This is a genomic window from Robbsia andropogonis, from assembly GCF_034047095.1.
GTDB lineage: Bacteria > Pseudomonadota > Gammaproteobacteria > Burkholderiales > Burkholderiaceae > Robbsia > Robbsia andropogonis.
On record NZ_CP139170.1, the window covers coordinates 3,147,923 to 3,173,277 of the forward strand.

At 62.6% G+C, this 25,355-nt stretch carries 23 protein-coding genes; 6 read left to right on the forward strand and 17 right to left on the reverse strand.

Translation table 11 applies throughout. The annotated features are described in order from the left end of the window. Window position 1 precedes the first annotated feature (1 nt). Window positions 2-967, forward strand: a complete 966-nt coding sequence (gene secF, locus SJQ66_RS27160) for a protein translocase subunit SecF (protein ID WP_046153105.1) — start codon at window positions 2-4, stop codon at window positions 965-967. A gap of 130 nt (window positions 968-1,097) precedes the next feature. Here the strand turns inward: secF and SJQ66_RS27165 are convergent, their stop codons facing one another. Beyond that, window positions 1,098-1,694 carry a YceI family protein gene (locus SJQ66_RS27165; RefSeq protein ID WP_024901800.1) on the reverse strand — a complete coding sequence of 199 codons (597 nt, stop codon included), beginning with the start codon at window positions 1,692-1,694 and terminating at the stop codon, window positions 1,098-1,100. 313 nt (window positions 1,695-2,007) lie between these two features. On the opposite strand from SJQ66_RS27165, the gene SJQ66_RS27170 reads away from it, so the two are divergent. From SJQ66_RS27170 to SJQ66_RS27185, 4 genes are read left to right on the forward strand one after another with little or no spacing between them, the layout of a single operon-like run. Beyond that, window positions 2,008-2,733 carry a paraquat-inducible protein A gene (locus SJQ66_RS27170; RefSeq protein WP_320534779.1) on the forward strand — a complete coding sequence of 242 codons (726 nt, stop codon included), beginning with the start codon at window positions 2,008-2,010 and terminating at the stop codon, window positions 2,731-2,733. After that, window positions 2,730-3,530, forward strand: coding sequence for a paraquat-inducible protein A (locus SJQ66_RS27175; RefSeq protein ID WP_236693509.1), 801 nt, complete (start codon window positions 2,730-2,732; stop codon window positions 3,528-3,530). Before SJQ66_RS27170 ends, SJQ66_RS27175 begins: the two co-directional genes overlap by 4 nt. Next, window positions 3,527-5,218 (forward strand): PqiB family protein, encoded by a 1,692-nt coding sequence (locus SJQ66_RS27180; protein ID WP_082102702.1) that lies wholly within the window; start codon window positions 3,527-3,529, stop codon window positions 5,216-5,218. The genes SJQ66_RS27175 and SJQ66_RS27180 overlap by 4 nt, the downstream gene beginning before the upstream one ends. Next, window positions 5,215-6,066 carry a PqiC family protein gene (locus SJQ66_RS27185; RefSeq protein ID WP_024901804.1) on the forward strand — a complete coding sequence of 284 codons (852 nt, stop codon included), beginning with the start codon at window positions 5,215-5,217 and terminating at the stop codon, window positions 6,064-6,066. The genes SJQ66_RS27180 and SJQ66_RS27185 overlap by 4 nt, the downstream gene beginning before the upstream one ends. 15 nt (window positions 6,067-6,081) lie before the next feature. Here the strand turns inward: SJQ66_RS27185 and purB are convergent, their stop codons facing one another. From purB to SJQ66_RS27260, 15 genes are all read right to left on the reverse strand, one after another. Next, window positions 6,082-7,470, reverse strand: a complete 1,389-nt coding sequence (gene purB, locus SJQ66_RS27190; RefSeq protein WP_024901805.1) for an adenylosuccinate lyase — start codon at window positions 7,468-7,470, stop codon at window positions 6,082-6,084. Window positions 7,471-7,491: 21 nt separating this feature from the next. Next, entirely contained in the window at window positions 7,492-8,814 is a 1,323-nt protein-coding gene (mnmA, locus tag SJQ66_RS27195) for a tRNA 2-thiouridine(34) synthase MnmA (RefSeq protein WP_320535389.1), read from the reverse strand. A gap of 101 nt (window positions 8,815-8,915) precedes the next feature. Next, entirely contained in the window at window positions 8,916-10,232 is a 1,317-nt protein-coding gene (locus SJQ66_RS27200) for a THUMP domain-containing class I SAM-dependent RNA methyltransferase (RefSeq protein ID WP_024901807.1), read from the reverse strand. Window positions 10,233-10,291: 59 nt separating this feature from the next. Further along, window positions 10,292-10,789 carry a gluconokinase gene (locus SJQ66_RS27205; protein ID WP_024901808.1) on the reverse strand — a complete coding sequence of 166 codons (498 nt, stop codon included), beginning with the start codon at window positions 10,787-10,789 and terminating at the stop codon, window positions 10,292-10,294. 76 nt (window positions 10,790-10,865) lie between these two features. Further along, the gene (gene eda / locus SJQ66_RS27210) at window positions 10,866-11,543 is read right to left on the reverse strand and encodes a bifunctional 4-hydroxy-2-oxoglutarate aldolase/2-dehydro-3-deoxy-phosphogluconate aldolase (RefSeq protein WP_320534780.1); all 678 of its coding nucleotides are present in this window, start codon (window positions 11,541-11,543) and stop codon (window positions 10,866-10,868) included. A gap of 108 nt (window positions 11,544-11,651) precedes the next feature. After that, window positions 11,652-13,616, reverse strand: a complete 1,965-nt coding sequence (locus SJQ66_RS27215) for a dihydroxy-acid dehydratase domain-containing protein (RefSeq protein WP_320534781.1) — start codon at window positions 13,614-13,616, stop codon at window positions 11,652-11,654. A gap of 157 nt (window positions 13,617-13,773) precedes the next feature. Beyond that, window positions 13,774-14,196 carry a CopD family protein gene (locus SJQ66_RS27220; RefSeq protein ID WP_024901811.1) on the reverse strand — a complete coding sequence of 141 codons (423 nt, stop codon included), beginning with the start codon at window positions 14,194-14,196 and terminating at the stop codon, window positions 13,774-13,776. A gap of 61 nt (window positions 14,197-14,257) precedes the next feature. Beyond that, window positions 14,258-15,691, reverse strand: a complete 1,434-nt coding sequence (locus SJQ66_RS27225) for a glutamate-5-semialdehyde dehydrogenase (RefSeq protein ID WP_081764745.1) — start codon at window positions 15,689-15,691, stop codon at window positions 14,258-14,260. 72 nt (window positions 15,692-15,763) lie between these two features. After that, window positions 15,764-16,867, reverse strand: a complete 1,104-nt coding sequence (gene holA, locus SJQ66_RS27230; RefSeq protein ID WP_320534782.1) for a DNA polymerase III subunit delta — start codon at window positions 16,865-16,867, stop codon at window positions 15,764-15,766. A 10-nt stretch (window positions 16,868-16,877) separates the two neighbouring features. Further along, window positions 16,878-17,414 carry an LPS-assembly lipoprotein LptE gene (locus SJQ66_RS27235; RefSeq protein WP_320535390.1) on the reverse strand — a complete coding sequence of 179 codons (537 nt, stop codon included), beginning with the start codon at window positions 17,412-17,414 and terminating at the stop codon, window positions 16,878-16,880. A 133-nt stretch (window positions 17,415-17,547) separates the two neighbouring features. Next, window positions 17,548-20,166, reverse strand: coding sequence for a leucine--tRNA ligase (gene leuS / locus SJQ66_RS27240; RefSeq protein WP_024901814.1), 2,619 nt, complete (start codon window positions 20,164-20,166; stop codon window positions 17,548-17,550). 233 nt (window positions 20,167-20,399) lie between these two features. Continuing rightward, entirely contained in the window at window positions 20,400-20,966 is a 567-nt protein-coding gene (locus tag SJQ66_RS27245) for an ExbD/TolR family protein (RefSeq protein WP_253463834.1), read from the reverse strand. Beyond that, window positions 20,966-21,766, reverse strand: coding sequence for a MotA/TolQ/ExbB proton channel family protein (locus SJQ66_RS27250; protein WP_024901816.1), 801 nt, complete (start codon window positions 21,764-21,766; stop codon window positions 20,966-20,968). The genes SJQ66_RS27245 and SJQ66_RS27250 overlap by 1 nt, the downstream gene beginning before the upstream one ends. Before the next feature lie 50 nt (window positions 21,767-21,816). Further along, window positions 21,817-22,614, reverse strand: a complete 798-nt coding sequence (gene dapB, locus SJQ66_RS27255) for a 4-hydroxy-tetrahydrodipicolinate reductase (RefSeq protein WP_024901817.1) — start codon at window positions 22,612-22,614, stop codon at window positions 21,817-21,819. A 31-nt stretch (window positions 22,615-22,645) separates the two neighbouring features. After that, entirely contained in the window at window positions 22,646-23,434 is a 789-nt protein-coding gene (locus SJQ66_RS27260) for an outer membrane protein assembly factor BamE (protein WP_051504166.1), read from the reverse strand. A gap of 200 nt (window positions 23,435-23,634) precedes the next feature. Between SJQ66_RS27260 and fur the strand changes: the two genes are divergently transcribed. Then, the gene (gene fur, locus SJQ66_RS27265; RefSeq protein WP_046153099.1) at window positions 23,635-24,060 is read left to right on the forward strand and encodes a ferric iron uptake transcriptional regulator; all 426 of its coding nucleotides are present in this window, start codon (window positions 23,635-23,637) and stop codon (window positions 24,058-24,060) included. Window positions 24,061-24,327: 267 nt separating this feature from the next. Here fur and gap read toward each other — a convergent pair whose 3' ends face one another. Beyond that, entirely contained in the window at window positions 24,328-25,341 is a 1,014-nt protein-coding gene (gene gap / locus SJQ66_RS27270; protein ID WP_024901820.1) for a type I glyceraldehyde-3-phosphate dehydrogenase, read from the reverse strand. Between the last annotated feature and the right edge of the window lie 14 nt (window positions 25,342-25,355).

Below are 25,355 nucleotides of genomic sequence, written 5' to 3' on the forward strand. Positions count from 1 at the left end.
CATGGAATTCTTTCGTATCCGCAAAGACATCCCGTTCATGCGGCATGCGCTGATACTGAACACGATCTCGTTGATCACGTTCGTTTTAGCGGTGTTTTTCCTGTTGCATCGCGGGTTGCACCTGTCCATCGAATTCACCGGCGGGACCGTGATCGAGGTGCAGTACACCCAATCGGCGAATCTGGAAGCCGTGCGCGGCAACCTTGACACCATCGGTTATGCCGATGCGCAGGTCCAATCGTTCGGGACGTCGCGTGACGTACTGATCCGCCTGCCGCTGAAGAAGGGTCCGGACGGCCAGCCGCTGTCCTCGGCCATGCAAAGCGATCAGGTGATGAATTCGCTGAAGGCGCAGAACAGCGATGTGTCGTTGCAGCGCGTAGAGTATGTCGGCCCGTCCGTGGGCAAGGAGTTGGCGACCAACGGGCTGTTGGCGCTGGCGTGCGTGGTGGTCGGCATCATGATTTATCTGTCGATCCGCTTCGAATGGAAGTATGCGGTGGCAGGGGTGATCGCGAACCTGCACGACGTGATCATCATCCTGGGCTTTTTCGCGTTCTTCCAGTGGGAGTTCTCGTTGTCGGTGCTCGCGGCAGTGCTTGCGGTCCTGGGCTATTCGGTCAATGAATCGGTCGTGATCTTCGACCGGATTCGCGAAACCTTCCGCAGGGAAAAGAACCTCGGCACCGTCGGCACGATCAACCACGCGATTACCAGCACGATCTCGCGGACGATCATCACGCACGGCAGCACGGAAATGATGGTGTTGTCGATGTTGCTGTTTGGCGGCGCGACGCTGCACTACTTCGCCATCGCGCTGACGATCGGCATTCTGTTCGGTATCTACTCGTCGGTGTTCGTCGCCGCGGCGCTGGCGATGTGGCTGGGCGTCAAACGCGAGGATCTGATCAAGTCATCGAAGACCGCGCACGATCCGAACGACCCGAACGCCGGCGCGCAGGTCTGACCCGCCGCCACGGATCCTCGGCGCCCCGGCGGGGTGCCACAGGACGACACGGATAATAAAAAAGGAGGCGCACTGGTGTGCGCCTCCTTTTTTATTATCCTGTTACCCGATCGCCGACCGGCGTAAATACTTACTTCGTCACGACGAGGTGGAACTTGATGTCCACTTCATCGGCGACAACCGAGGTGTCCTTCCACTCGTTCGCACCAATGCCGTAGGCCAGGCGCTTGATCGACGTCACACCATCGAAGGTCTGGGTCGCGCCGGCCACTTGGTACGACAGCGGCACTGAGACGTCCTGAGTCTTACCCTTGATCGTCAGCTTGCCTTTGACGGTCAGCTTGCCCGGGCCGGCCGAGGCGATCGATGTCGATACGAACGTCGCCTGCGGGAACTTGGCCGAGTCGAACCATTCAGCGCTCTTCAACGTATTGTTGTACTCGTCCGAGCCAATGTCGTAGCTGCCGATATCGATGGTTACCTTCGCCGAACCCGCGCTCGGATTGGCCGGATCGAACGTCACATCGCCGCTGAACTTCTTGAACTTGCCGTCGACAGCCACGCTCATCTGCTTCGACGTCGTGATCACGGAGCTCTTCGCCACGTCGATCGGCGCCGCCGATGCCGAGGCGGCGCCAAACAGCGCGCATGCCGCGGCCGCGAGCAATGCCGATTTCAGAACGATCTTATGGGCCATCGCGGACCGCGCGTTTACGATCGAAAACATCATCACATTCCTTCAAGTGTGCCCGACCGGCCTCGCATGAGACCGACGGATGCTGTTGCCTTGCAGCCTTGGCCCGTCATCCGCACAGATCTCGCGCCCCGGCGACCCGAAAAGAGCGCGCGTGAGCCGAAACGTGGTGCCGATTGCGTGCCGCGGCCATCCTTCCCCCTTGGGCGTCATCGTACCTTAAGCGATTTGTTTGCGCCGAAAAAACACCGTATGTTACGTAGTCACGGCAGCACCGGCCTGCCGGGACATGCACATCCTCACCGCCCCCGTGGCGGTGACACACGCCGGTAACCGATTTGGTAAGATGGATCGCACCATTGCCCCTGCAATACTCATGGCTTATACCGAACTCGTCGCCTGCAAGTACTGTGACAAACTGCACCGCAAGGTTCGGCTGCCTCGGCGTTCGGTTGCCCGGTGCACGCGCTGCCACGCAATCCTGTATCAGCATACCGACGGTCGCGTCGACAAATTGCTGGCAGTGGCACTGACCGCGTTTATTGCCTTCCTGATCGCCAACGGCTTCCCCATCGTCGAATTGGAGGCACAAGGCATCAGCACGCAGACGACATTGGTCGGGGCGGTCTATGAGCTTTGGGACGACGGGCGCTGGATCATTGCGCTGATGGTGCTCTGCTGCACGCTCTTGTTTCCGATATTTGAGACGCTGGCGCTACTTTATTTGTTGATTCCATTACAATTTCGCCGGCGTCCCCGGTATTTCGACCCCGTACTCCGCGCGCTGCTCGCCGTGCGTCCCTGGGGCATGATCGAAGTCTTCATGCTCGGCGTGCTGGTCACGCTAATGAAATTGTCCAGCCTTGCCCGATTGATGCCCGAGCCCGCATTGTTCGCTTTTGGCGCGCTGACAGCCCTGACGGCGCTGACGCTGTCGTTCGACCCGCACACGCTTTGGGATGTCGCGGATGCCCGGTGTGGGCGGTGGCGCCGGTCGCGCCGCCGTCTGAACGCGTTGCGCGCCGCGGATACCGCGATGGCACAATCGATGCTCCCGCCCCCCTCGCCATGACCTTGCACGGTACGCCGCCCTCCCCGGAAACATCGAATGCGTCGGATACCCCCGATACGCGCTCCCCGTTGCAGGACCCACGCGCCGTCATGCCGTTGATGGAGTACGACGACGTACCGTTGCCGGAGATCGATGCGCCGGCGGGTGAGCGACGTCACCGAAATCACCGGGTCAGCGCCCGGACGCGCGATCTCGTCGGTTGCACCGATTGTGGCCTGGTCACACCACGAGTGCGGACGATCGACGTGCAGTACTGCCTGCGTTGCGGGTCGCCGTTGCTGTCACGCAAACCCGACGCGACCGCCCGCGTCTGGGCGCTGCTGGTCTCGGCGGTGCTGCTGTATATCCCGGCGAACCTGATGCCGGTCATGCATACCGCATCGCTGCTGGGGGCATCGGACGACACGATCATGAGCGGCGTGGTGTACTTCTGGACATCCGGCTCGTACGCACTGGCCATCATCGTGTTCGTTGCCAGCATCCTGGTGCCAATGCTGAAGCTTGCCGCCCTGTCGATCCTGAACTACTCGGTCCAGACCCGCTCGGACTGGCGCCCGGAACAACGTACGCGGCTTTACCACGTCGTGGAGGCCATCGGCCGTTGGTCGATGCTCGACATCTTCGTGATCACGCTGACTGTGGCGTTGGTGCGCTTCCAGTCGCTGGCGGTAATCACGGCCGGGCCCGGCGCGGTGGCGTTCGGCGCCGTCGTCGTGTTGACGATGTTCGCCTCGCTGCAATTCGATTCCCGGCGTATCTGGGACCCTATCGACGAATCTGGAACCGCGCGTAAATGAGCGATCAGCAGCACACGCCCCCTCGGACCGACGACCGTACCACCGGCGTGTCCGGCCCCCCTCGAACGGAGAATACCGCCGCGACCGGCCCCGGCGGCCTGCCCGACTGGCAAGAACCGGTGGTCGCGCCACGCGGCCGCTGGCTGCCGTCGCTGGTCTGGTTGGTCCCGTTGATCGCGGCGCTGATCGGCATTTCGCTGGTGGTCCGGCAGGTGGTCCAGCAAGGGCCCACCATCACGATCAGCTTCAAATCCGCGGAAGGCATCGAAAGTGGCAAGACCAAGGTCAAATACAAGGACGTCGACATCGGCGAAGTAAAATCGGTTCGACTGGCGGATGACCGTTCCCGGGCGATCGTCACCGTCGATCTCACCAAGGAAGCGCAGGGATTCGCGGTCAAGGACACCCGCTTCTGGATCGTCAAGCCGCGCGTGGCGGCCAATGGCATCTCCGGCTTGAATACGTTGCTGTCCGGGTCGTATATCGGCGTGGATGCGGGACGCTCGCCCGACTCCGAAAAGGAATTCACCGGACTGGAGAACCCGCCGGCGGTCACCCGTGACCAAAAAGGACATCAGTATGTATTGAAGGCAAGCGACCTGGGCTCGCTCGACATCGGTGCACCGGTGTATTACCGGCGCATCCAGGTCGGCCAGGTGGTTGCCTATAATTTGAACCCCGACGGCAGCGGGGTCACGCTGCGTGTTTTCGTCAATGCGCCATACGATCAATTCGTCACCACGAATACCCGCTTCTGGAACGCGAGTGGCGTGGATGTTCGCCTCGATTCGGGCGGTTTCAAGCTGAATACCCAGTCTCTGGCGGCCGTGCTGTTAGGGGGCGTGGCGTTCCAGGCACCCCCGAACGAAGCACCGGGCCAGGTTGCCGCGGACAACCGTGAATTCCGCTTGAACGCCGACCTGGGTACGGCGATGAAACCGCCAGACACGGACCCCGTACCGGTCGTCCTGAACTTTAATCAATCGCTGCGCGGCCTGACCGTGGGCGCGAACGTCGATTTCCGTGGCATCACCGTCGGCGAGGTCACGCATATCGGCGTCGACTTCGACCCAAGGAAGCAGGAGATTTTGATGCCCGTGACGGTGAACATCTATCCGGAACGGTTGGGCAAAGCCTTCGCCAACGCCATCCGCAAGGACAATGCCGACCGTAGCCACCAGATGTTCATAACGATGATCCGGCGCGGCCTGCGCGCGCAATTGCGCACTGGCAACTTGCTGACCGGCCAGTTGTATGTCGCGCTGGACTTCTTCCCGAACGCCCCGCCGGTTTCGGTCAACTACGACAGCGAGCCGACGGAATTGCCAACGCTGCCGAACACGTTGGACGAGCTGCAATTGCAGGTGGCGAATATCGCGAAGAAGATCGACAAGATCCCCTTCGACCAGATTGGTGCGAACGTCAATACCGCCTTGATCAACGCGAACAAGCTGTTCGACCAGTTGAACACCCAGGTGGCGCCGCAAGCCGCGCAAACGTTGCAAGAAGCAAAGAAGACGTTCGCCAGCGCACAGCAAACGTTGTCGTCGGATTCGCCGCTGCAAGGGGACGTCCGCCAGGCAATGCGCGAATTGACCCGTACCGCGCAGCAATTGTCGGTGCTGGCCGATTACCTCGAACGACATCCGGAAGCGCTGATACGCGGAAAAACAGGGAAAGACAAATGACGATGCGCCGTACGCAGAACTATCGCCGGGGCCGCCTGGCCCTGGGGTCGTCCCTCTTCCTGGGGCTGGCGCTGGCCGGATGTGCCAATTCGCCGGACAGCCAGTACTACACGCTTTCCGGGGGCGGAACGGGCGCGATCGCCACCACTTGCGGTGCGCAACGTCCCGCGCAAAACGGGCAGTCCTGCGGTACCGCGGATCCGGCGCATCCATTGATGATCGAAATGACGCCGGTCAATATCCCGGATGCGGTGGCCCGTCCGCAATTGGTCACGTCCACCAAGCAGGGGCAGGTCGACATCCAGGACTACCACCGATGGTCCGGCCCGCTCGCCGATGAGATCGGCGGTGCGCTGTCGACATCGCTGACGCAAGCGCTGCCCGCCATCGATGTCTACCGCGCACCGCGGCCAAAAGGCGCCACCGTGTATCAACTCACCGTCAATATCCGACGTTTCGAATCGGTCCCCGGTGAACGCGCGACAATCGATGCGGTCTGGAGCGTGGTGCGCTCGACGGATCACCTGACGATGACCTGCCAATCCATTGTGTCGCAGCCGGTTGCATCAGGCTATGACGCACTGGTCGCAGGTCATCGCAAGGCGCTTGCCCGCGTCGCGAACGACATTGGCGCCGCGATACAGCAAGAACGCGCCGAGCCGGTACGGATGCCGATGGATTCGCTCGATACCATCGGCGGTGCCGATAAAGGCGGCACGGCCGGCAAGGGTACGAGCGGCAAAAAGCCCGCGAATGCGGGCTTGGGAAGTACGGCATCCGGCGTCGCGGCCCGCAGCATGCCGCTACCGGTACTCCTTTGTCCGAGCAACGCGGCAACGTCGGATTGACCGCGCCGCGGCGGATTATCCGATCCGCTTGGCCAGTTCGATCGCCTTGCCGATATAGTTTCCGGGCGTCATCGCCAACAGCACGTGTTTCGCTTCGTCGGGGATGGCCAGCGTGCCGATGAAAGTATGCAGCGCGTCCCGGGTGATACCTTTGCCGCGGGTCAACTCCTTCAATTGCTCGTACGGATTCTCCACACCGTAGCGACGCATCACCGTCTGCACCGGCTCCGCCAGCACTTCCCAGCAGTTGTCCAGGTCGTCGTTCAGGCGCTGTGGATTCACCTCCAGCTTGTCCAGGCCGCGCATGCACGCATCGTACGCCAACAAGCTGTAGCCGAACGCAACGCCGATATTACGCAGCACTGTCGAATCCGTCAGGTCACGCTGCCAGCGCGAGATGGGCAGCTTCTCCGACAGATGGCGCAGCAGCGCGTTCGCCAGACCCAGATTGCCTTCCGAATTTTCGAAATCGATCGGGTTGACCTTGTGCGGCATCGTCGACGAGCCAATTTCGCCGGCCTTCAGCTTCTGCTTGAAATAGCCTTGCGAGATATAACCCCAGACATCGCGGTTCAAGTCCAGCAGAATCGTGTTGGCCCGGGCAACCGCGTCGAACAGTTCGGCCATATAGTCGTGCGGCTCGATCTGGATCGTGTACGGATTGAACGTCAGACCCAGCCGTTGCTCGACCACCTGCTTCGAGAACGCTTCCCAGTCCATCGACGGATAGGCCGACAGGTGTGCGTTGTAGTTTCCTACCGCACCATTCATCTTGCCCAGCAGCTTCACCGCCTCCACGCGCTCGATGGCGTGCGCCAGGCGAGCCGCGACGTTGGCCATTTCCTTGCCGAGCGTGGTGGGGCTGGCAGGCTGGCCGTGCGTCCGTGAAAGCATCGGCTGTTCCGCTTGTGCCTGCGCGATCGCGACAAGCTTGCCGTGCAGCTTGCGCAATGCCGGCAACATCACATGCTTGCGCGCGCCCTTCAGCATCAGGCCATGCGACGTGTTGTTGATGTCTTCCGATGTGCAGGCAAAGTGAATGAATTCGCTCGCCGCTTCCAGTTCCGGCTGCCCCTTGACAGACTCCTTCAGCCAATATTCGACTGCTTTCACATCGTGATTGGTGACACGCTCGATGTCCTTGATACGCGCGGCATCATGAACGCTGAAGCGTTCCGCAAGCGCCAATAGAAAGGATTCCGATGCAGCCGAGAACGGCGGCACTTCGGCCAGACCGGCCTGCGACAGCGCGATCAGCCAGTGGATTTCCACCGTCACGCGGTGGCGCATGAATGCCGCCTCGGACAACCAATCACGCAGCGCCTCGGTCTTCGTGGCGTAGCGGCCGTCGAGCGGCGACAGCGCGGTCAGCGCATTCAAGGATTCGATCTGGGGCGTGGACATGAGGAAATCGGATAGAAACGGTTAGAGACGACGGGCGGCTTGCTGTGCATGCCGGGCCCGGCCGGCCGCACGGCGACGGGCCTCGTCGGCCTTCGCGGCGCGATGGGACGCCTGCAAGGCGTCCCAGGCAGCGGCGGCATCACTAGCGGCCGCGATTTTACCATCCATGTCGCCCACCGCCTCGATGATCCCGCCCCCCAGGCATTCGTCACCGTCATACAACACCGCGGACTGGCCGGGGGTCACGGCCCATTGCGCCGTATCGAAATGCAACCCAAATGGCACCGCCGCAGGCGCGTAGCCTGGATTGCCCGCCACGGCGAACGCACCGAGTCCAGCCGCGACCGGGTTGTCGCGGTGTGCCGACCGTCCCGCCCGGGCCGCGGCGGCGGGATCGAGGCGGCATGCCGCGTCGGCCTGCCGGTAACGGGTCTTCGCCGCCAACGCCGGATAACGCGCCGCGTCCGGGGCGGCCGCGCTGGTCCAACTCACCTGCCCTGCAGCCAGCGTATGCGACAACAGCCAGGGATGATCGTGCCCCTGGACCACGTACAGCGTGTTGGCCGCCATGTCCTTGGCGGCGACAAACCACGGATCGCCGCTGCCGTCCTTGCTCCCGCCAAGACCGATGCCCTTGCGCTGGCCGAGCGTATAGAAGGCCAGACCGATATGCTCGCCGACCACCTCGCCATCGGTCGTACGCATCGGCCCCGGATCGGTCGGCAGGTAGCGATTCAGGAACTCGCGGAACGGTCGCTCGCCGATAAAGCAGATTCCGGTGGAGTCCTTCTTCGCGGCATTCGGCAAGCCAATTTCCGCCGCGAGACGCCGCACCTCGGTCTTTGGCATCTCGCCCAACGGGAATAAGGTACGCGACAACTGATGCTGGTTCAGTCGATGCAGGAAGTAACTCTGATCCTTGGTCGCATCCAGCGCCTTGAGCAAGGCAAAACGACCGGCGGCGGCGCCGTTGCCCACTTCGCGCACACGTGCGTAATGGCCGGTTGCGATGGTTTCCGCACCCAACGCAACCGCGTGATCGAGAAACGCCTTGAACTTGATCTCGGCATTGCACAGTACATCCGGATTCGGCGTGCGGCCGGCCGAGTATTCACGCAGGAACTCGGCGAATACACGGTCCTTGTATTCGGCGGCAAAATTGACTGCCTCGACGTCGATGCCGATCAGGTCCGCCACCGATACCACGTCGATCCAATCCTGCCGCGTCGAGCAGTATTCGCCGTCATCGTCGTCCTCCCAGTTCTTCATGAACAGGCCGACGACGTCGTAGCCCTGCTGCTTCAACAGCCACGCGGTCACCGACGAATCGACGCCGCCCGACATGCCGACGACCACGCGCCGGCCACGGCCCACATTCTCGAACGCACGCGTCACGATGGCCGGCGCGCCGGCAGGATCCGCACCCGTCGAAATGGGGGTGTCACTCATCCTTCTGCTCCGGAAGCATCCACGGGCGGTTGTCCCCTGGACGGTTTCAACGAGCCGGCCTGCATGTCGAAACGGAATAGCCGGCATTCCAGTGCGCCGTTGTATAACGGCGTTTTTTGCGATTCGCGCAGGCGCATCAGACCCGGTAACCCCCGGTCCGACGTGAGCACGAAAGCCCGCCAGTCCGTGAAGCGCTGCTTCAATGCATCGCCAAGCGCATGGAAGAATTCCGGATCGACCGATTCCTCGGCGCTCGGTTGGGCCCTGGAAAAACCACGGTCATCCCCGTTGCCGTCGCGGTTGCGCTCGATCCGCTCGCCGCGCGCATTGCGTCCACGCACCTCGATCCGTTCGCCATACGGCGGATTCGCGATCAGAATGCCCGGCACGTTCACCGGTGGTGTCATCGATCGCGCGTCCTGCTGCTTCAGCGTCGGCATCGGCAAGCCGGCACGCTCGAAATTCTGGCGCGCCTTCTGCAGCATGTCGCCAGAAATATCGCTGCCGTAGATGCCCAGGTGCGCACGCGAGGACTTCGCCTTGCGGCGCAGATCCATCGCATCCACTTTCATCTGCTGCCAGGTGCCCACGTCATAGCCGCGCAGTTTCTCGAATGCGAAACGCCGGTCGCTGCCCGGAGGCACGCCGAGCGCCATTTGTGCCGCCTCGGCGATGAACGTGCCGCTGCCGCACATCGGATCGTAGAGCGTTTGCCCCGGCGCCCATCCCGACAGGCGCAGAATGCCCGCCGCCAAGTTTTCGCGCAGCGGCGCCGCGCCTTTGTCCAGACGCCAGCCCCGCTTGAACAACGGCTCACCCGAGGTATCCAGATACAGTGTGCAATGCGTGGCAGTCACGAAGGCGAACACGCGCACCTCGGGGTGCGCGGTATCGATATCCGGACGGCTGCCGGTTTTCTCGCGCAGACGGTCGCATATCGCATCCTTGATCCGGAGCGTCGTGAATTCAAGGCTCTTCAGCGGTGACTTGACCGCCGTGACGTCCACGCGCAACGTCTGGCGCGCCGAAAACCAGTCCTCCCACGCCTGGGCGAGAGCCAGCGCGAACACGTCGCGCTCGTCCTTGTACGAACCAGTGGCGATTTTCAGCAGTACACGGCTGGCAATGCGTGAATGCAGGTTGACGGCAAACGCGGCCGCCCACCCCCCACGGAAATGCACCCCACCAGGCGTTTCCGCACCCGGCACGATGCCAGCGGCAGCGCCGACGCCACCGGCCAGCTCGCGCAATTCCGCCGCTAACGGCCCTTCCAGGCCGCGCGGGCACGGTGCGAAAAAATCAAATTGAGGCATCGTATCGCTTGGTTCGGATAAAAATTAAAACGACTATGACCCGTCTGGCGGGCAGCGCATCAGGCCTGCTTTGGCAACGCCGCCATGACCTTGTCGACGATTTCATCGAGCGGCGGCGTGATGTCGATCGTGATGGCCTCCGCGCCATCGGGCACTTCCAGCGTGTCGACCTGGCTCTTCAGCAACGCCGGATCGAAGAAATGGTTGGCCCGCTTCGCCAGCCGTTGTTCGAGCAGCGCGAAGCTGCCGGACAAGTAAACGAAATACACGTCCTTGTCACCATTGCGCAAACGGTCGCGGTAGATCTGTTTTAGCGCCGAACAGGCGTAGACATGCGTCTCGCCGTTCGCGATGTTCTCGGCAATGGCCGCACGCATCGCATCCAGCCAAGGCCAGCGATCATCGTCGGTCAGAGGCGTGCCAGCCGCCATCTTTGCCTTGTTGGCCGCGCTATGGAACGCATCCGCGTCGGCAAAACCGCAGCCGAGGCGACGCGCAACCATCTGCCCCACGCTGGTCTTGCCCGAGCCAGACACGCCCATCACGATAATGATCATTGCCACACCCTCTTCTGTTGTTTTCCGATGTCGTAGACCGGCGTACCCGGCGCGTGGCGTCGCCACGCGCGGTGCCTCATGCGTTCTCGCGCAGCGGCCCGAGCGTTGTTGCTTCCTTCGCCAATTCGGTGATCCGCGCCCAATCCTTCGCGGCGACCGCTTCTTTGGGCGTCAACCACGAGCCGCCCACGCAAACCACGTTCGGCAAGGACAAAAATGTCGACGCCGACGCCTGGGTTACCCCTCCCGTCGGGCAGAAACGCAACGATGGGAACGGCCCATGAAGGGCGCTCAACATCTTCACGCCGCCGGCCTGTTCCGCTGGGAAAAACTTGACGATTTCGTAACCGGCGGCGATTGTCGCAAGAATATCGGACGGCGTCATCACGCCCGGCAACAACGGCAGCCCGGCATCCTTCGCGGCGCGGTCCAGATCAACGGTCAAACCTGGCGACACGCCGAATGTCGCCCCGGCGCGCACGGCCAATTCGCATTCCGCCGGGCGCGTCAACGTCCCCACGCCCACCGCGATATCGTCGGCAATCTTCGATGCCTCACGGATGACATCCAGTCCAACCTTGGTCCGCAACGTGATCTCGAATACTTTGACGCCACCGTCGTACAGCGCCTTCGAGACCGCCAGCCCTTCCTCGACGCTGTCGAATTTCAGGACGGGAATCACCGGACCCATCTTCACGATCTGGTCCACGGTGAAACGCGTTGCCGATGCCTTGCCTGCCGTAGTGCCACTCATTGTCTCTCTCCTTGGCCCGTTGCGGGCGTTAATCATGCGCGTCGTAGAGGGTGTCGTCCAACCGCGCCCGGTGACCGTGGGTATCGGTTTTTCCGTACCGCTGCGTCGTCAGGCACTTCCCGGCATCGCGCCAAAGACACCGGCGCCCGTCTCGGCGCTTGACGCCGCCTGCCGGAACACGGCGAACAGGGCGGTACCCAGGGTTGGCTTGCCCGAATCGGTCACGGGTGGCCGTTCGCAGGCGCGCGCCTGCCATTGCGCATCGTCCATGACCACCTCCAGTGTGCCTGCCTCGGCGTCCAGTACAATCATATCCCCGGTGCGAAGCTTGCCGATCGGACCGTCGAGCAACGCCTCCGGCGATAAATGAATGACCGCCGGGACCTTGCCCGATGCACCGGACATCCGGCCATCCGTCAGCAGTGCCACATGGCGCCCCTTGTCCTGCAAGGAGCCGAGCAACGGCGTCAGTTGGTGCAGTTCCGGCATGCCGTTTGCCCGGGCGCCCTGAAACCTGACGACGGCAACGAAATCGCGGTCCAGTTCGCCAGCCTTGAACGCCGCCTGCACGGCTTCCTGTGAGTCGAAGACGATGGCGGGTGCCTGCACCTTGCGATGCGCCGGCGCCACCGCCGAGATTTTGATCACCCCACGGCCAAGGCGCCCCCGCATCAAACGCAAGCCGCCATCTGGTGAGAATGGGTCCGTCGCCGGACGCAACACCGCCGGGTCCAAGCTCTGCGCCACGGCATCCACCCAGATTGGCACGGGCGGCACGCGCGAGGCGATCGCGACGTCAGCACCGGGCTGGCGCGCCGTGCCATCCGATGCGATCGGTGCCGCCACTACCGCCGAAGCCTCGATCGGTGCCCCCGCTGCCGCCGCGCGAGCCGGCGTCTCCGACAAACGCGGCTCACGCGCGTACCGACGCAAGCCCGCGCCGACGACAGTGGTGACGTCCTCGTGCAGCAGACCCGCATCCAGCAATTCGCGGATCAGGAAGGCCATGCCGCCCGCCGCATGATAGTGATTCACGTCCGCCTTGCCATTCGGATAGATGCGGGCCAGCAACGGCACGATCTGCGACAGCGCATCGAAATCGTCCCAATCGATGACGATACCGGCTGCCCGTGCGATGGCGACCAGATGCAAGGTGTGATTAGTGGAACCGCCGGTGGACAGCAAGCCAACGATGCCGTTGATGACCGCCTTCTCGTCGACTACCCGGCCGATTGGCGTGTACTCGCCGCCATCGGCGGTGATCGCCAGCACCCGACGCGCGGCCTCCGCCGTCAGCGCATCGCGCAGCGGATCGTGCGGGTGGACAAATGCGGCGCCCGGCAAGTGCAGCCCCATCACCTCCATCAACAGTTGATTGCTGTTGGCGGTGCCGTAGAACGTACACGTGCCCTGGCCGTGATAGGCCGCCGATTCGGCTTCCAGCAGCGCGTCACGCCCCACCTCGCCGGTGGCGAACCGTTGTCGTACCTTCGCCTTCTCGTCGTTCGACAGGCCACTGGACATGGGGCCGGCGGGTACGAAGATCGTCGGCAGGTGCCCGAACTGCAAGGCACCGATCAACAGACCTGGCACGATCTTGTCGCAGACGCCCAGGCAGAGGGCCGCATCGAACATATTATGTGTCAGCGCCACGGCGGTCGACATCGCAATGGTCTCGCGCGAAAACAGCGAGAGCTCCATCCCGATGTTGCCCTGCGTCACGCCATCGCACATCGCCGGCACGCCACCGGCGAACTGGGCGGTGCCACCTGCTTCGCGCGCCGCACGCTTGATGATGTCGGGAAAACGCAGATACGGGGCGTGCGCCGACAACATTTCGTTATACGACGACACGATGCCGATATTCGGGGTTTTCAACGCCTTGATCGCAAATTTGTCGTCGCCTTCGATGGCCGCAAAGCCGTGAGCGAGATTCGCGCACGACAGCGCGCCGCGTATCGGAAAATGGCCCTGCGCGTTGTCGATCCGTTGCAAATAAACCTGGCGCGTGGGCGCACTGCGCGCCACCACGCGTTCCGTGACTTGGCGCAGCGTCGAGTGAATCGTGGGCATGGTTCTGTCTCCTGGTCGGATACCGGCAACAGGCCATCGTCATGTGGCCCGTTTGCATGCTTCCAGCGCGTGATTACACCTTCGGCACCGGTTCCAATTTTATAAAACACACGGCCGGACGGCGAACCGGTCGCATACCGGGGGCGTTGGGCGGGTCTTAAAAAGGTTTGAAAACGACGAGACAGACCGCGCTCAGCAAGCCCAGGACTGGAATCTCGTTGAAGATACGATACCACCGGTGGCCATGCCGGTTCTGCCCGGCTTCGAACTGGCGTAGCAATCGACCGCACAGGTGGTGATACACCAGGATCAACACGACCACCGCCAGTTTCGCATGCATCCATCCGGCGCCTTTGCCGATGCCGATGCCGAACATCAGGTAAAAACCCAGGACCAAGGCCGGTACGGCGATGATCGTCATGAAACGGTACAGCTTGCGTGCCATCAGCAGCAAGCGGTTCACCGCCGCCGGCTCGGTTTCCATCGCGAGGTTCACGAACAAACGCGGCAAGTAAAACAGCCCCGCGAACCAGGATGCGACAAAAACGATATGCAGCGATTTCGCCCAGAGATAAGCCATGCTGTCCTTTTTTCAGCAGCCGGTCGTTCCAATCCGAAAGAGGGGAACCACGAATGCGCCCTCAGGCGCGCTGTTCACCGTGTCCGAAAACGATATATTTCAGCGACGTCAGCCCTTCCAGACCAACCGGACCGCGCGCATGCAGCTTATCGTTCGAAATGCCGATCTCCGCCCCCAGACCGAATTCGAAACCGTCGGCGAAGCGCGTAGAAGCATTGATCATCACGCTGGCCGAATCCACCTCGCGCAGGAAGCGCATGGCGTGATCGTGGTGCTCGGTGATGATCGCTTCCGTGTGCGCGGAGCTATAGGTGTGAATGTGATCGATTGCCGCGTCCAGGTCGTCGACGATCCGCACCGACAAAATAGGCGCCAGGTATTCGGTGCGCCAGTCTTCCTCGGTGGCCGCGACGATGCGCGCCGCACCGTCCGGGCCCACTTCCCGCGTATCGACACCGCGCGACACCGGCAATCCGGCTTCCGCCAATGCATCCAGCGTACGCGTGCAACCACGCAGCGCGACGCCTTTTTCCAGCATCGCGCGGGCAATCGATGGCAGCAACGCGACCGGCGCCTGTGCATCCACCAGCAACGTTTCCATCGTGTTGCATGTGCCGTAGCGTTGCGTCTTGGCATTGACGCAGACGTTAACGGCCTTGGCCGAGTCCGCATGACGATCGACGAAGATGTGGCAGATGCCGTCGAGATGCTTGATCATCGGCACGCGCGCCTCAGCCATCAATCGGGCGATCAAGTTCTTGCCGCCACGTGGCACGATGACATCCACGTATTCGGTCATCGTGATCAGCGCGCCCACGGCGCGACGATCGGTCGTGCCCACGACCTGCACCGCATCGCGTGGCAAGCCGGTGGCGGCCAGCGCATCGGCAATCAGCGTTGCAAGCAAGGTGTTGCTGTCGATGGCCTCCGAACCGCCGCGCAGGATTGTCGCGTTCCCGGATTTCAGGCACAGCGCCGCCGCGTCGATCGTGACGTTGGGGCGCGACTCGTAGATGATGCCAATGACGCCCAGCGGCACCCTCATCCGGCCGACCTGGATACCGCTGGGCCGAATCTTCAGGTCCGACATTTCACCAATCGGATCGGACAGCGCCGCCACCTGGCGCAGACCTTCTACCATCGTACGCAACGCTTTCTCGGACAGCGTCAGCCGATCGATGAAAGCCGCATCCATCCCATTCGATGCGGCACGCGCCACATCACGCCGATTCGCCTCCGCGAGCGCGTCACGATGGGCGTCGATGCTGGCGGCAATGCGCAGCAGCGCGTCGTTTTTCAATGCGGTGGACGCCCGCGCCATCGCCCGCGAGGCCGTCCGCGCCCGCTTACCGATGGCCGCCATATAGGCCACGACGTCCGTATCCGGACAATCCGCTGCCGGAATCGCCGGCAGGGGCGACGCCACCGATGCGGACGTCGGCGCGGCCGGGTCGATCTCGGGAGGACGGACGAGTGTGGAGAGGAGCGTGGACATCGGCGTGATATCGGTTGATCGTACTTAAAACAAGTCTGTCATTGTAAGCCAATTGCGCCTTGGCACCGCTTTTCAACCGGCGAGCGCCGCATGGTGCGCGGGGCGCGGCGAGGCAATCCGCATCGCCAGTTCGAACAGACCGTCCCAGGCATCCCCTGGCAGCGCCGCATGCGGCGCCATTCCCCGGTCCGGATGCAGGCCTTTGACCTGCCGATCCAGGCGCGCGGCAATGGTCAACGCCTGTTCCAGCGTGGTTGCATCCAGCCGCTGCAGCGCCGGCCCGATAAGGCGTTCGCGCGGCCCCCAGACACGGTATTCGCGCAACAATGTCGCCAACGGCTTGCCCCCATCCATCCCGCGACGCACCCGGAGCAAGGTACGGATTTCTTCCGTGACCGCCCACAGCACGAGCACGGCAGCCTCGCCCTCACCGCGTAGCCCGTCGATCATCCGCATCAGACGGGCGACATCGCCGGTCAGCATCGCTTCGTTCAGCTTGAACACGTCGTAGCGCGCCACGTTCATCACCGCTGCCTGGATCTGTTCCAGCGACATCTCGCCCTCCGGATAAAGCAGGCCGAGTTTCTGAATTTCCTGGTGTGCGGCCAGCAGGTTACCCTCCACCCGCTCTACCATGAACTGCAGCGCTTGCCGCCCGGCCTCGCCGCCTGGCACACGCTGGCGTTGCATCGCCAGACGTTCACCAATCCATTGCGGCAGACGACTGCGATCGATCGGGTCGATCTTCAGCGCCACCCCCGCATCGCTCAGGGCGGTGAACCATGCACTCTTTTGCGTCGCGCCATCCAGGCGCGGCAACGTGACGAGGGTCACCGTATCCGGATCCGCCGCGCCGTGGGCGTCGGCTGCCGATGACGCCAGCCGCTTCAGCGCATCGGCCCCCTCCTTGCCGGGCTTGCCGGAAGGAATGCGCAACTCGACGAGGCGCCGGTCACCGAACAGCGACATCGCCTGCGCCTCGCCCAGCAACGTGCTCCAATCGAAACCGCGCTCGACGGAATAGACCAGTCGCTCCGAACAACCTGCCGCGCGCGCGGCGCGGCGGATGCGATCGACGCACTCCTGCACCAGCAGGGGTTCGTCACCCCAGACCGTGTACAGCGGCTTGATGCCGCGGGCGAGTTGCGCGTCCAGCGCATCGGCGCGAATCAGCATCGGACCACGCTCACAACGGCGGTGTCGGCAGCGGTGCGCGTTGATTCACGCCCGGCGCCGGCGCGCGCGCTGGCGACATCGACTGCACCACATCCAGACGGTGTAACAGCTGGTCGACGATATCGCTTTCCATGTCCTTGTACAGCAACGTAGACTCGGTCGACTTCGCAAGTGCGTAAGTGGTGTTGTAGCCCATCGCCCGATTGACGCTCAGCGTACTCTGCGGAATCAACGTGACCCCGCTCGTGCTTGTCAACGAATACGTGGCGGACGTCGTCAACTGATATTCCTGCGTGACGCCGTTGACATCAAAGCTGAGCGAGTTCTGCCCGCGGCCCAGCGACACCGACAGGATCGCGTCCGCATCCTTTGCCGTATTGACAATCCGGGTGTCGCTACCGGATTCGATCAGGCGCTTCATCCGCGTCTGCATTTCCGCCGACAGATTGCCGGTAATCAACAAATGCTTGAACGGGTAGTTGTGGCTCCCGCGCAATTGGAAACCGCAGGCCCCCACCGCCAATAACATGGCCAGGCCAGCCACCATGCCGACCCACCGTCCCCAGATGCCGCCCGCTGCGTGCTGCGTTGCTGCTGTCTTCACAATGATCCCTTCACGTTGACGCTTTCCGATCCCGTCCGATGCGGTGCCTGTCATTGGACACGGCACCGCACGCGGATCAGGCGACGATATTGACCAGCCGACCCGGCACCACCACCACTTTCTTCGGCGGCTGACCGTTACCAAATCGCGCGAACATTTCATGTGCCAACGCCGCCGCTTCGATCGACTCACGGCTAGCGTCCTTCGCCACCGTCAAGGCGCCGCGGACCTTGCCATTGATCTGCAGCACCAGCTCGATCTCCGAGACCTCCAGCGCCTTGTCATCCACCTGCGGCCAAGGCGCATCCAGCAAATCGCCAGCCTCCCGTGCATAGCCCATTTCCTGCCAGAGCGCATGCGTCACATGCGGCACCACTGGATACAGCACGCGCAACAGGACACCATACGTCTCGCGCAGGACCGCCGCGCCGTTCGCCCCTTCGGCCAGCACGTCGACACGCGCCTGATCAATCGCGTTCAACATCTTCATAGCGGCCGATACCACGGTGTTGTACTGAATCCGCTGATAATCAAAATCCGCCTGGCGAAGCACCGTATAAATCTCGCGACGCAGCGTCTTCTGTGCATTGCCCAGCGTGCCGGCCTCGTCCAATGCACCCGCCGACGCAATGATGTCGCGCGTGGCATGACCGAATGCCCACAGGCGACGGAGGAAGCGGCTCGCCCCTTCCACGCCGCTGCCCGACCATTCGAGTTGCTGCTCGGGCGGCGCGGCGAACATCGTGAATAACCGCGATGTATCGGCGCCATGCGAATCGATCAGTGATTGCGGGTCTACGCCGTTGTTCTTCGACTTCGACATCTTCTCGACACCACCAAGCTGCACTGGCTGGCCGTCCACCTTCGACACGGCGCCCGTCGGGCGCCCCTTGTCGTCGGTCATCACGTCGACGTCCAGCGGATTGAACCACACCTTCTTGCCGGTGGCATCGTCGCGGAAGAACGTGTCGTTCAGCACCATGCCCTGCGTCAGCAATCGCTTTGCCGGTTCATTGAAGCTGACCAGTCCCAGGTCGCGCATCACCTTCGTCCAGAAACGCGAATACAGCAAATGCAGGATCGCATGCTCGATGCCGCCGATGTATTGGTCCATCGGCATCCACTGCTCGGTGCGTGCGTCGACCATCGTCGGCGCGTCCGGGCAGGTGTAGCGCGAGAAGTACCAGGCCGAATCGACGAAGGTGTCCATCGTATCGGTTTCGCGTTTCGCCGCGGCGCCACACTTCGGGCAGGTCGTGTTCACGAATGCCGCGGACTTCGCCAACGGATTGCCGCTGCCGTCCGGCACCAAGTCTTCGGGTAATACCACCGGCAGTTGTTCTTCCGGCACCGGCACGTCGCCGCAGTGATCACAATGGATAATCGGGATCGGCGTGCCCCAGTAACGCTGGCGGGAGATACCCCAGTCCCGGAGGCGCCACGTTGTCTGCTTATCGCCAAAACCACCCGCTTGCAGGTCCGCCGCAATCGCATCCACCGCTTGCCCAGGCGTCAGGCCGTCATATTTGCCGCTGTTGATCAGCGTGCCCTGTCCCTTGTCGCCATACCACTCCTGCCACGCGGTATCCGAATAGATCTGCCCCTCCACCTGTACAACCTGGCGGATCGGCAGGTCATAGCGGCGCGCGAACGCGAAATCGCGTTCGTCGTGCGCGGGCACCCCCATCACGGCACCCTCGCCATAACTCATCAGCACATAGTTACCAATCCACACTTCGACCGGCGCACCCGTCAGCGGATGCGCGACGAAGAACCCGGTGGCCATCCCTTTCTTTTCAGCGGTGGCCATGTCGGCTTCCGCGACGCTGCCGCTCTTGCATTCGTCGATGAATGCCTGCAATTCGGGCTTGTCCCGCACCAGACGTGTTGCCAGTGGATGTTCCGCGGCAATGGCGCAAAACGTCACACCCATGATCGTGTCCGCACGCGTGGTGAAGACGCGCAATAGCGCCTTCTGGCCATCGATCTCGTAAGGGAAACCGAAATTGACGCCAAAGCTCTTGCCAATCCAGTTCTGCTGCATCACCTTGACGCGCTCGGGCCATTCGAGGCCTTCAAGATCGTCCAGCAAGGCGTCCGCGTAGTCAGTGATCCGCAGGTAGTACATCGGGATCTCGCGCTTTTCCACCACGGCACCGGAACGCCAGCCACGACCGTCGATCACCTGCTCGTTCGCGAGCACGGTCTGATCAATTGGATCCCAGTTGACGGTGCCGGTTTTCTTGTACGCGATGCCCTTTTCCAGCATTTTCAGGAACAACCACTGGTTCCACTTGTAATAGTCCGGGCTGCAGGTGGTCACCTCACGCGACCAGTCGATTGCCAGCCCCATCGCCTGCATCTGCTTCTTCATGTAGGCAATGTTGTCGTACGTCCACTTCGCCGGCGGCACGTTGTTCGCGATCGCGGCGTTTTCCGCCGGCATGCCGAACGCGTCCCACCCCATCGGCATCAGCGTGTTATAGCCGTTCATCCGCAGATAGCGGTACATCACGTCATTGATCGTGTAGTTCCGCACATGGCCCATGTGCAATTTCCCCGACGGATAGGGCAGCATCGACACGCAATAGAATTTCTTGCGCGCGTTGTCTTCACGGGTCAGATAGGCGTCGGTGTCGCGCCAATGCTGCTGGGCGGCGGACTCGACTTCGGCGGGAACGTATTTCTCTTGCATGGCGTGTGGTCGGGCGAAGCGGCGAACGCGCCGGCCAGACACGCCATTGCAGGCAGCGTCCGGGCAGCGCGCCGCAAGGGCGATCGGATCAGCGCCGCTCCATCATGAGCGGCGTCTTGATGACTATTGTCGGCGTAAAACCCGGATTATACCGTGCCTGCCGTACCCGCAAGCACCGTCTGCAGGCCGGTCCAGCCGGGTAGGGTCAGGCGCGCACCGGCGCCACGTGACGCTCAGTGGTTCGGCTGCAATGGCAGCTCGGATGCTGGTCCGGGGCCGGAGTGGATGTCGAGCGTCGATCCAGGGCCAGCCGCCGCCCCACCAGTCGGCGTGTCGACGACGAAGCCGAATCGGGTCAGGCCCACGCGTTGTGCGGCCGCCATCACCTCCGCGATGCGTGCATAGGGGGTGCGCTGATCGGCCTGCAGCGCGATCTGCGGCTGCGGATCTCGGGCGGCAGCCGCCCGCAATCGCGCATCCAAGCCCGCTGCATCAACCGCCGCCCCGTTCCATTGCCGCGCCCCGTTCACGTCGATCGAAATGGTGATCGTCGGCGGCGTCGGCTCCGCTGGGCCCGGTGACCGTGGTGCCAGCGCCGTCTTCGGCAATTGCAGTCCGATCTGACGTGGCGCCAGCGACGAGGCCAGGATAAAGATTACCAGCAGCACCAACATCACATCGATCAGCGGCGTCATATTGATGATCGCCAGCGGCCCCGGACCGTAGCGGCCCGAGGCACTGGATTGTTCGGTGCCTCCGTCTTGCCCATTGCCGTGCGGATCGAAGCCACCGAACCCCATCAGCTGCTCCTGCTCACACCGGACAGCCGCTGCAAATCGCCGGCAAAACCGTCCAGGACCTCATGCAGCAACCGTCCCGAACGGCCAAGCAAATTGTAGGCAACCAAAGCCGGGATGGCGACGACCAGTCCCAACGCGGTCATGATCAACGCTTCCCCCACCGGACCGGCGACAGCGGTGATCGACGGCTGGTCCGTGCCAGCGATACCGATCAACGCATGATAGATGCCCCATACCGTACCCAGCAGGCCCACGAATGGCGCGGCGCCGGCAATCGTCGCGAGCCAGGTCTGACCGGCGTCGATGCGACGTTGCAGCACCAGAAGGACCTCTCGCAATGCGCGCGTGACGCGATCGGCATGCGAGGCACGGGAGGCCAGCGACGAAGGCGGGCGAGACGGCGAGCCAGAGGCCGCGGGCACCGGCATCGCGGGAGAGCCGGCCTCTGACGCAGGCCCGGTTGACGCATCGGCCGACGTCGCATGATTTGCAACGGTCGCCGATGGCGCGGGCGCGGGGACGGGCGCGTGATCGGGAAACAGCGCGGCCAGCGCCAGCGGGGAAAGCCACGCATCGGCGCTGGTTTTCTGCAACGTTTGCAACGCTGCCTCGGGACTCGTTTCACGCCAGAACCGCGCGATCGCAGGGTCCACGCCGCGGCGCGCGCCACGGAGATTCCAGGCTTGATACAGCGCGATGATCCAGCTCAGCAGCGACATGGCCAACAGCAATAGCGCCACGACGTGGGTCACCACGTCGCCCTCTTCCCAATACTGCATCAGACCGGACATGGCGGTCATTGCGCTCTCCGAAGCGGCCGGCCCGCTTGCACGGTCGGCCGACGCTTGACTTACTTGAGGCCCAGCACGTCCTGCATATCGAACAGACCAGCCGGCTTGCCTTGCAGGAAACGCGCGGCGCGCACCGACCCTTGCGTATAAGCCACCCGATTCGCCGATTTGTGCGTGATCTCGATCCGCTCGCCAATACCGGCGAACATCACCGTATGCTCACCGATGATGTCCCCGCCGCGAATGGCCGAGAAACCAATCGTCGACGGGTCGCGTTCGCCGGTCACGCCGCTGCGACCGAATACACCACATGCGTCGAGGTCGCGACCGAGCGCCTGCGCGATTACCTCGCCCATCGCCAACGCCGTACCGGAAGGCGCATCCACCTTGTGCTTGTGATGCGCCTCGATGACTTCGATGTCATAGCCGGTCGCCAACAACCGTGCCGCGACATCGAGCAGTTTGAACGTGATATTGACACCCACGCTCATATTCGCGGAAAACACGATCGGAATCGTTCGCGCCGCCTGCTGGATCGCCGCCTTGCCCGCGGCATCGAATCCGGTAGTGCCTATCACCACGGCCTTCCGCAGCCGCGTGGCCGCTTGCAGCAACGCAAGCGTGCCGTCGGGGCGCGCAAAATCGATCACCACATCCGATACCGCCAGAACGGCATCGACATCCGCCGAAATCGGCACCCCGGTATCGCGGCCCAGGAATGCGCCGGCATCGCGGCCCAGCGCGGCGCTGCCGCCCGAGGCCAGCGCACCGGACAACGTCAGATCCGTTGCATCTAGGACGGCTTCGATCAACATGCGGCCCATGCGGCCGCTCGCACCTGCAATGGCAATATTCATCTGGAAAGGTCGCTGTCAGTCCGTGATCGCGTCAATTGGCGGACGTGCCGGACGCTGGCGTGGCGTCATCGGCGCCGGGCGGACGCGCCAGCAACGACGACCCACCCGCCGGCCGCAGATGGTTCGGCGTGGTCAGATGAAATTGCGGTTCCGGCGTCGCCTGCACCGGCGACGTCGGACCCGCACGGACGACGTTGGACTGCGGGACGTTCGGCGCCCGTACCGTCACGGCGGGCGTCGATGCCGCCAACGCGTTGTTCGCGGCATCGGCGGCACGCTGGTTGGCCGGCACCGCACCGGCGCTTGCCGGCACGACCGCCGCCGGGGTGGAAGCCCCCGCGGCCGCCTGCGCCTTGGCCTCGCTGGCGCGCTGACTCTGCCGCTCGCGCAGCCAGTTACGTTCACTTCGAGAGCTGTCGATCATCTCGATCAGGTCCTGATTCGACGGCAGGTCGCTGGTACCGCTCCAACCGACGACCTTATCACCATCGAAATTGACCACGACATCACGTTGTTCGACAACGGCCGTCGAGCCCCGCTTGAAGTAGAAAATGTAATCCCAACGTTCTGGGTGGAACATATCCGTCAGCAGCGGCGTGCCGAGCGCGGCGCGCACTTCGTCCCGCGTCATGCCCACGCGCAGCTTGGCTGCCGCGTCGCTGGAGACGAAATTGCCCTGCACGATCGTCACGCGATACGGCGTCACATGCTGCACGATCCGAGCCGTCACGCTGTTGTACGCCGAACAGCCTGCCAGAACGGAAGCGCCCAGCGCAGCGGCCAGCGCCGCCAGGCGCATCTTATGCTTGTACGAAGTCATTGAACCTCATCATTGAAGCCGTTTTGTTCCATCCGGTCGCCTGCGGCCGTCCGCCCGACCACCCGGCCGATCGGTCGCTTCCGCCTGCGATCATCCCCCGACAGCAGCCCGCATTGCGGTCTTTTCATCCGGTAGCATCCGGCGACACGAAAAACCCATTATTATTGGGGCCTCGTATTGTACTCTAGGCAGAATCAGCGATGACCAATCCATCCGACCTCAAAAGCAAGGGACTGAAAGCGACGCTGCCGCGCATGAAGATCCTCGACATCTTCCAGAGCAACGGCGACCGACACTTGACGGCGGAAGATGTCTACCGCGAGCTGATCCATGACGAGCTGGATATCGGACTGGCGACCGTCTACCGCGTCCTGACCCAGTTTGAACAGGCCGGCATGCTGTCGCGCTCCACGTTCGAATCAGGCAAGGCCGTGTTCGAACTGAAAAAGGACCATCACGACCACCTGGTCTGCGTCGACTGCGGACACGTCGAAGAATTCTTCGATGCAGAGATCGAGAAACGGCAGCATAACATTGCCGAGCAGAAAGGTTTCAAGTTGCAGGATCATGCATTGGCGCTTTACGGAACCTGCACCCGCGAACACTGCCCGAATCGGAAGGCTTAAGCACGGAAATGCCCTGCAACCGCGGGCAACCGCATGGCTTCGCGGCGTAATACGGTGAAAAATTAAAAAAGGGAAGGAACGCCGGCGTGACCGGTATTCCTTCCCTTTTTTAACGGCAATGGACTTTTCTGTACGGTCCTATCGCTCTCGGCAACGGCGGCAGTGCCATGATCCGGCAGCACTTGCGCCGGAATCGACTGCTGCGCTGGCCCTTCCGGCCGAGGCACGCCCGCCCAACCACACTGATCAAACAGGCGTGCCCGATACTTACTTTGCCGTGGCGAAGGCTACCGTCGTGTCGAGCATCCGGTTCGAGAAGCCCCATTCGTTGTCGTACCAGCTCGAAACCTTGACCAGGTTGCCCGTCACCTTCGTCAGCGTGGCATCGAACGTCGACGACGCCGGGTTATGGTTGAAATCGACCGACACCAATGGTGCCGTGTTGTAGGCAAGGATACCCTTCAACGGACCCGATTCCGACGCTTCCTTCAGGATCGCGTTCACTTCGTCGACAGTCGTGTCGCGCGCCGCAACGAACGACAAGTCGACGATCGACACATTGATCGTGGGTACGCGAATCGCGTAACCGTCCAGCTTGCCGTTCAGTTCCGGCAGCACCAGACCCACCGCGGCTGCCGCACCGGTCTTCGTCGGAATCATGCTGTGCGTCGCGGAACGCGCACGGCGCAGATCCTCATGGTAGACGTCAGTCAGGACCTGATCGTTCGTGTAGCTATGGATCGTCGTCATCAAACCGCTGACCACGCCCAGCTTGTCATGTAGCGGCTTGACCAGAGGGGCCAGGCAGTTAGTCGTGCACGATGCATTCGAGATGACGGTGTCGCTGGCCTTCAGCACGCCATGGTTCACACCATAGACGATCGTGGCGTCCACGTCCTTGCCGCCCGGCGCGGAAATGATGACCTTCTTCGCCCCCCCTTTCAGGTGGGCACTGGCCTTTTCCTTCGTCGTGAAGAAGCCGGTGCATTCCAAGACCACATCGACGCCCAGCTCGCCCCACGGCAATTCCGCGGGATTACGGTTTGCCAATACCTTGATCTTGTCGCCGTTGACGACAAGATACTCGCCCTCGACCGACACGGTTCCAGGGAAACGGCCATGGGCCGTGTCGTACTGCGTCAGATGCGCATTGGTATTGGCATCGCCGAGGTCGTTGATGGCCACGATCTCGATGTCGTGTTTCTTGCCACCTTCGTAGAATGCGCGCAGGGTGTTACGGCCGATCCGGCCATACCCGTTGATTGCAACACGAACCGTCATGGTACGTCTCCTAT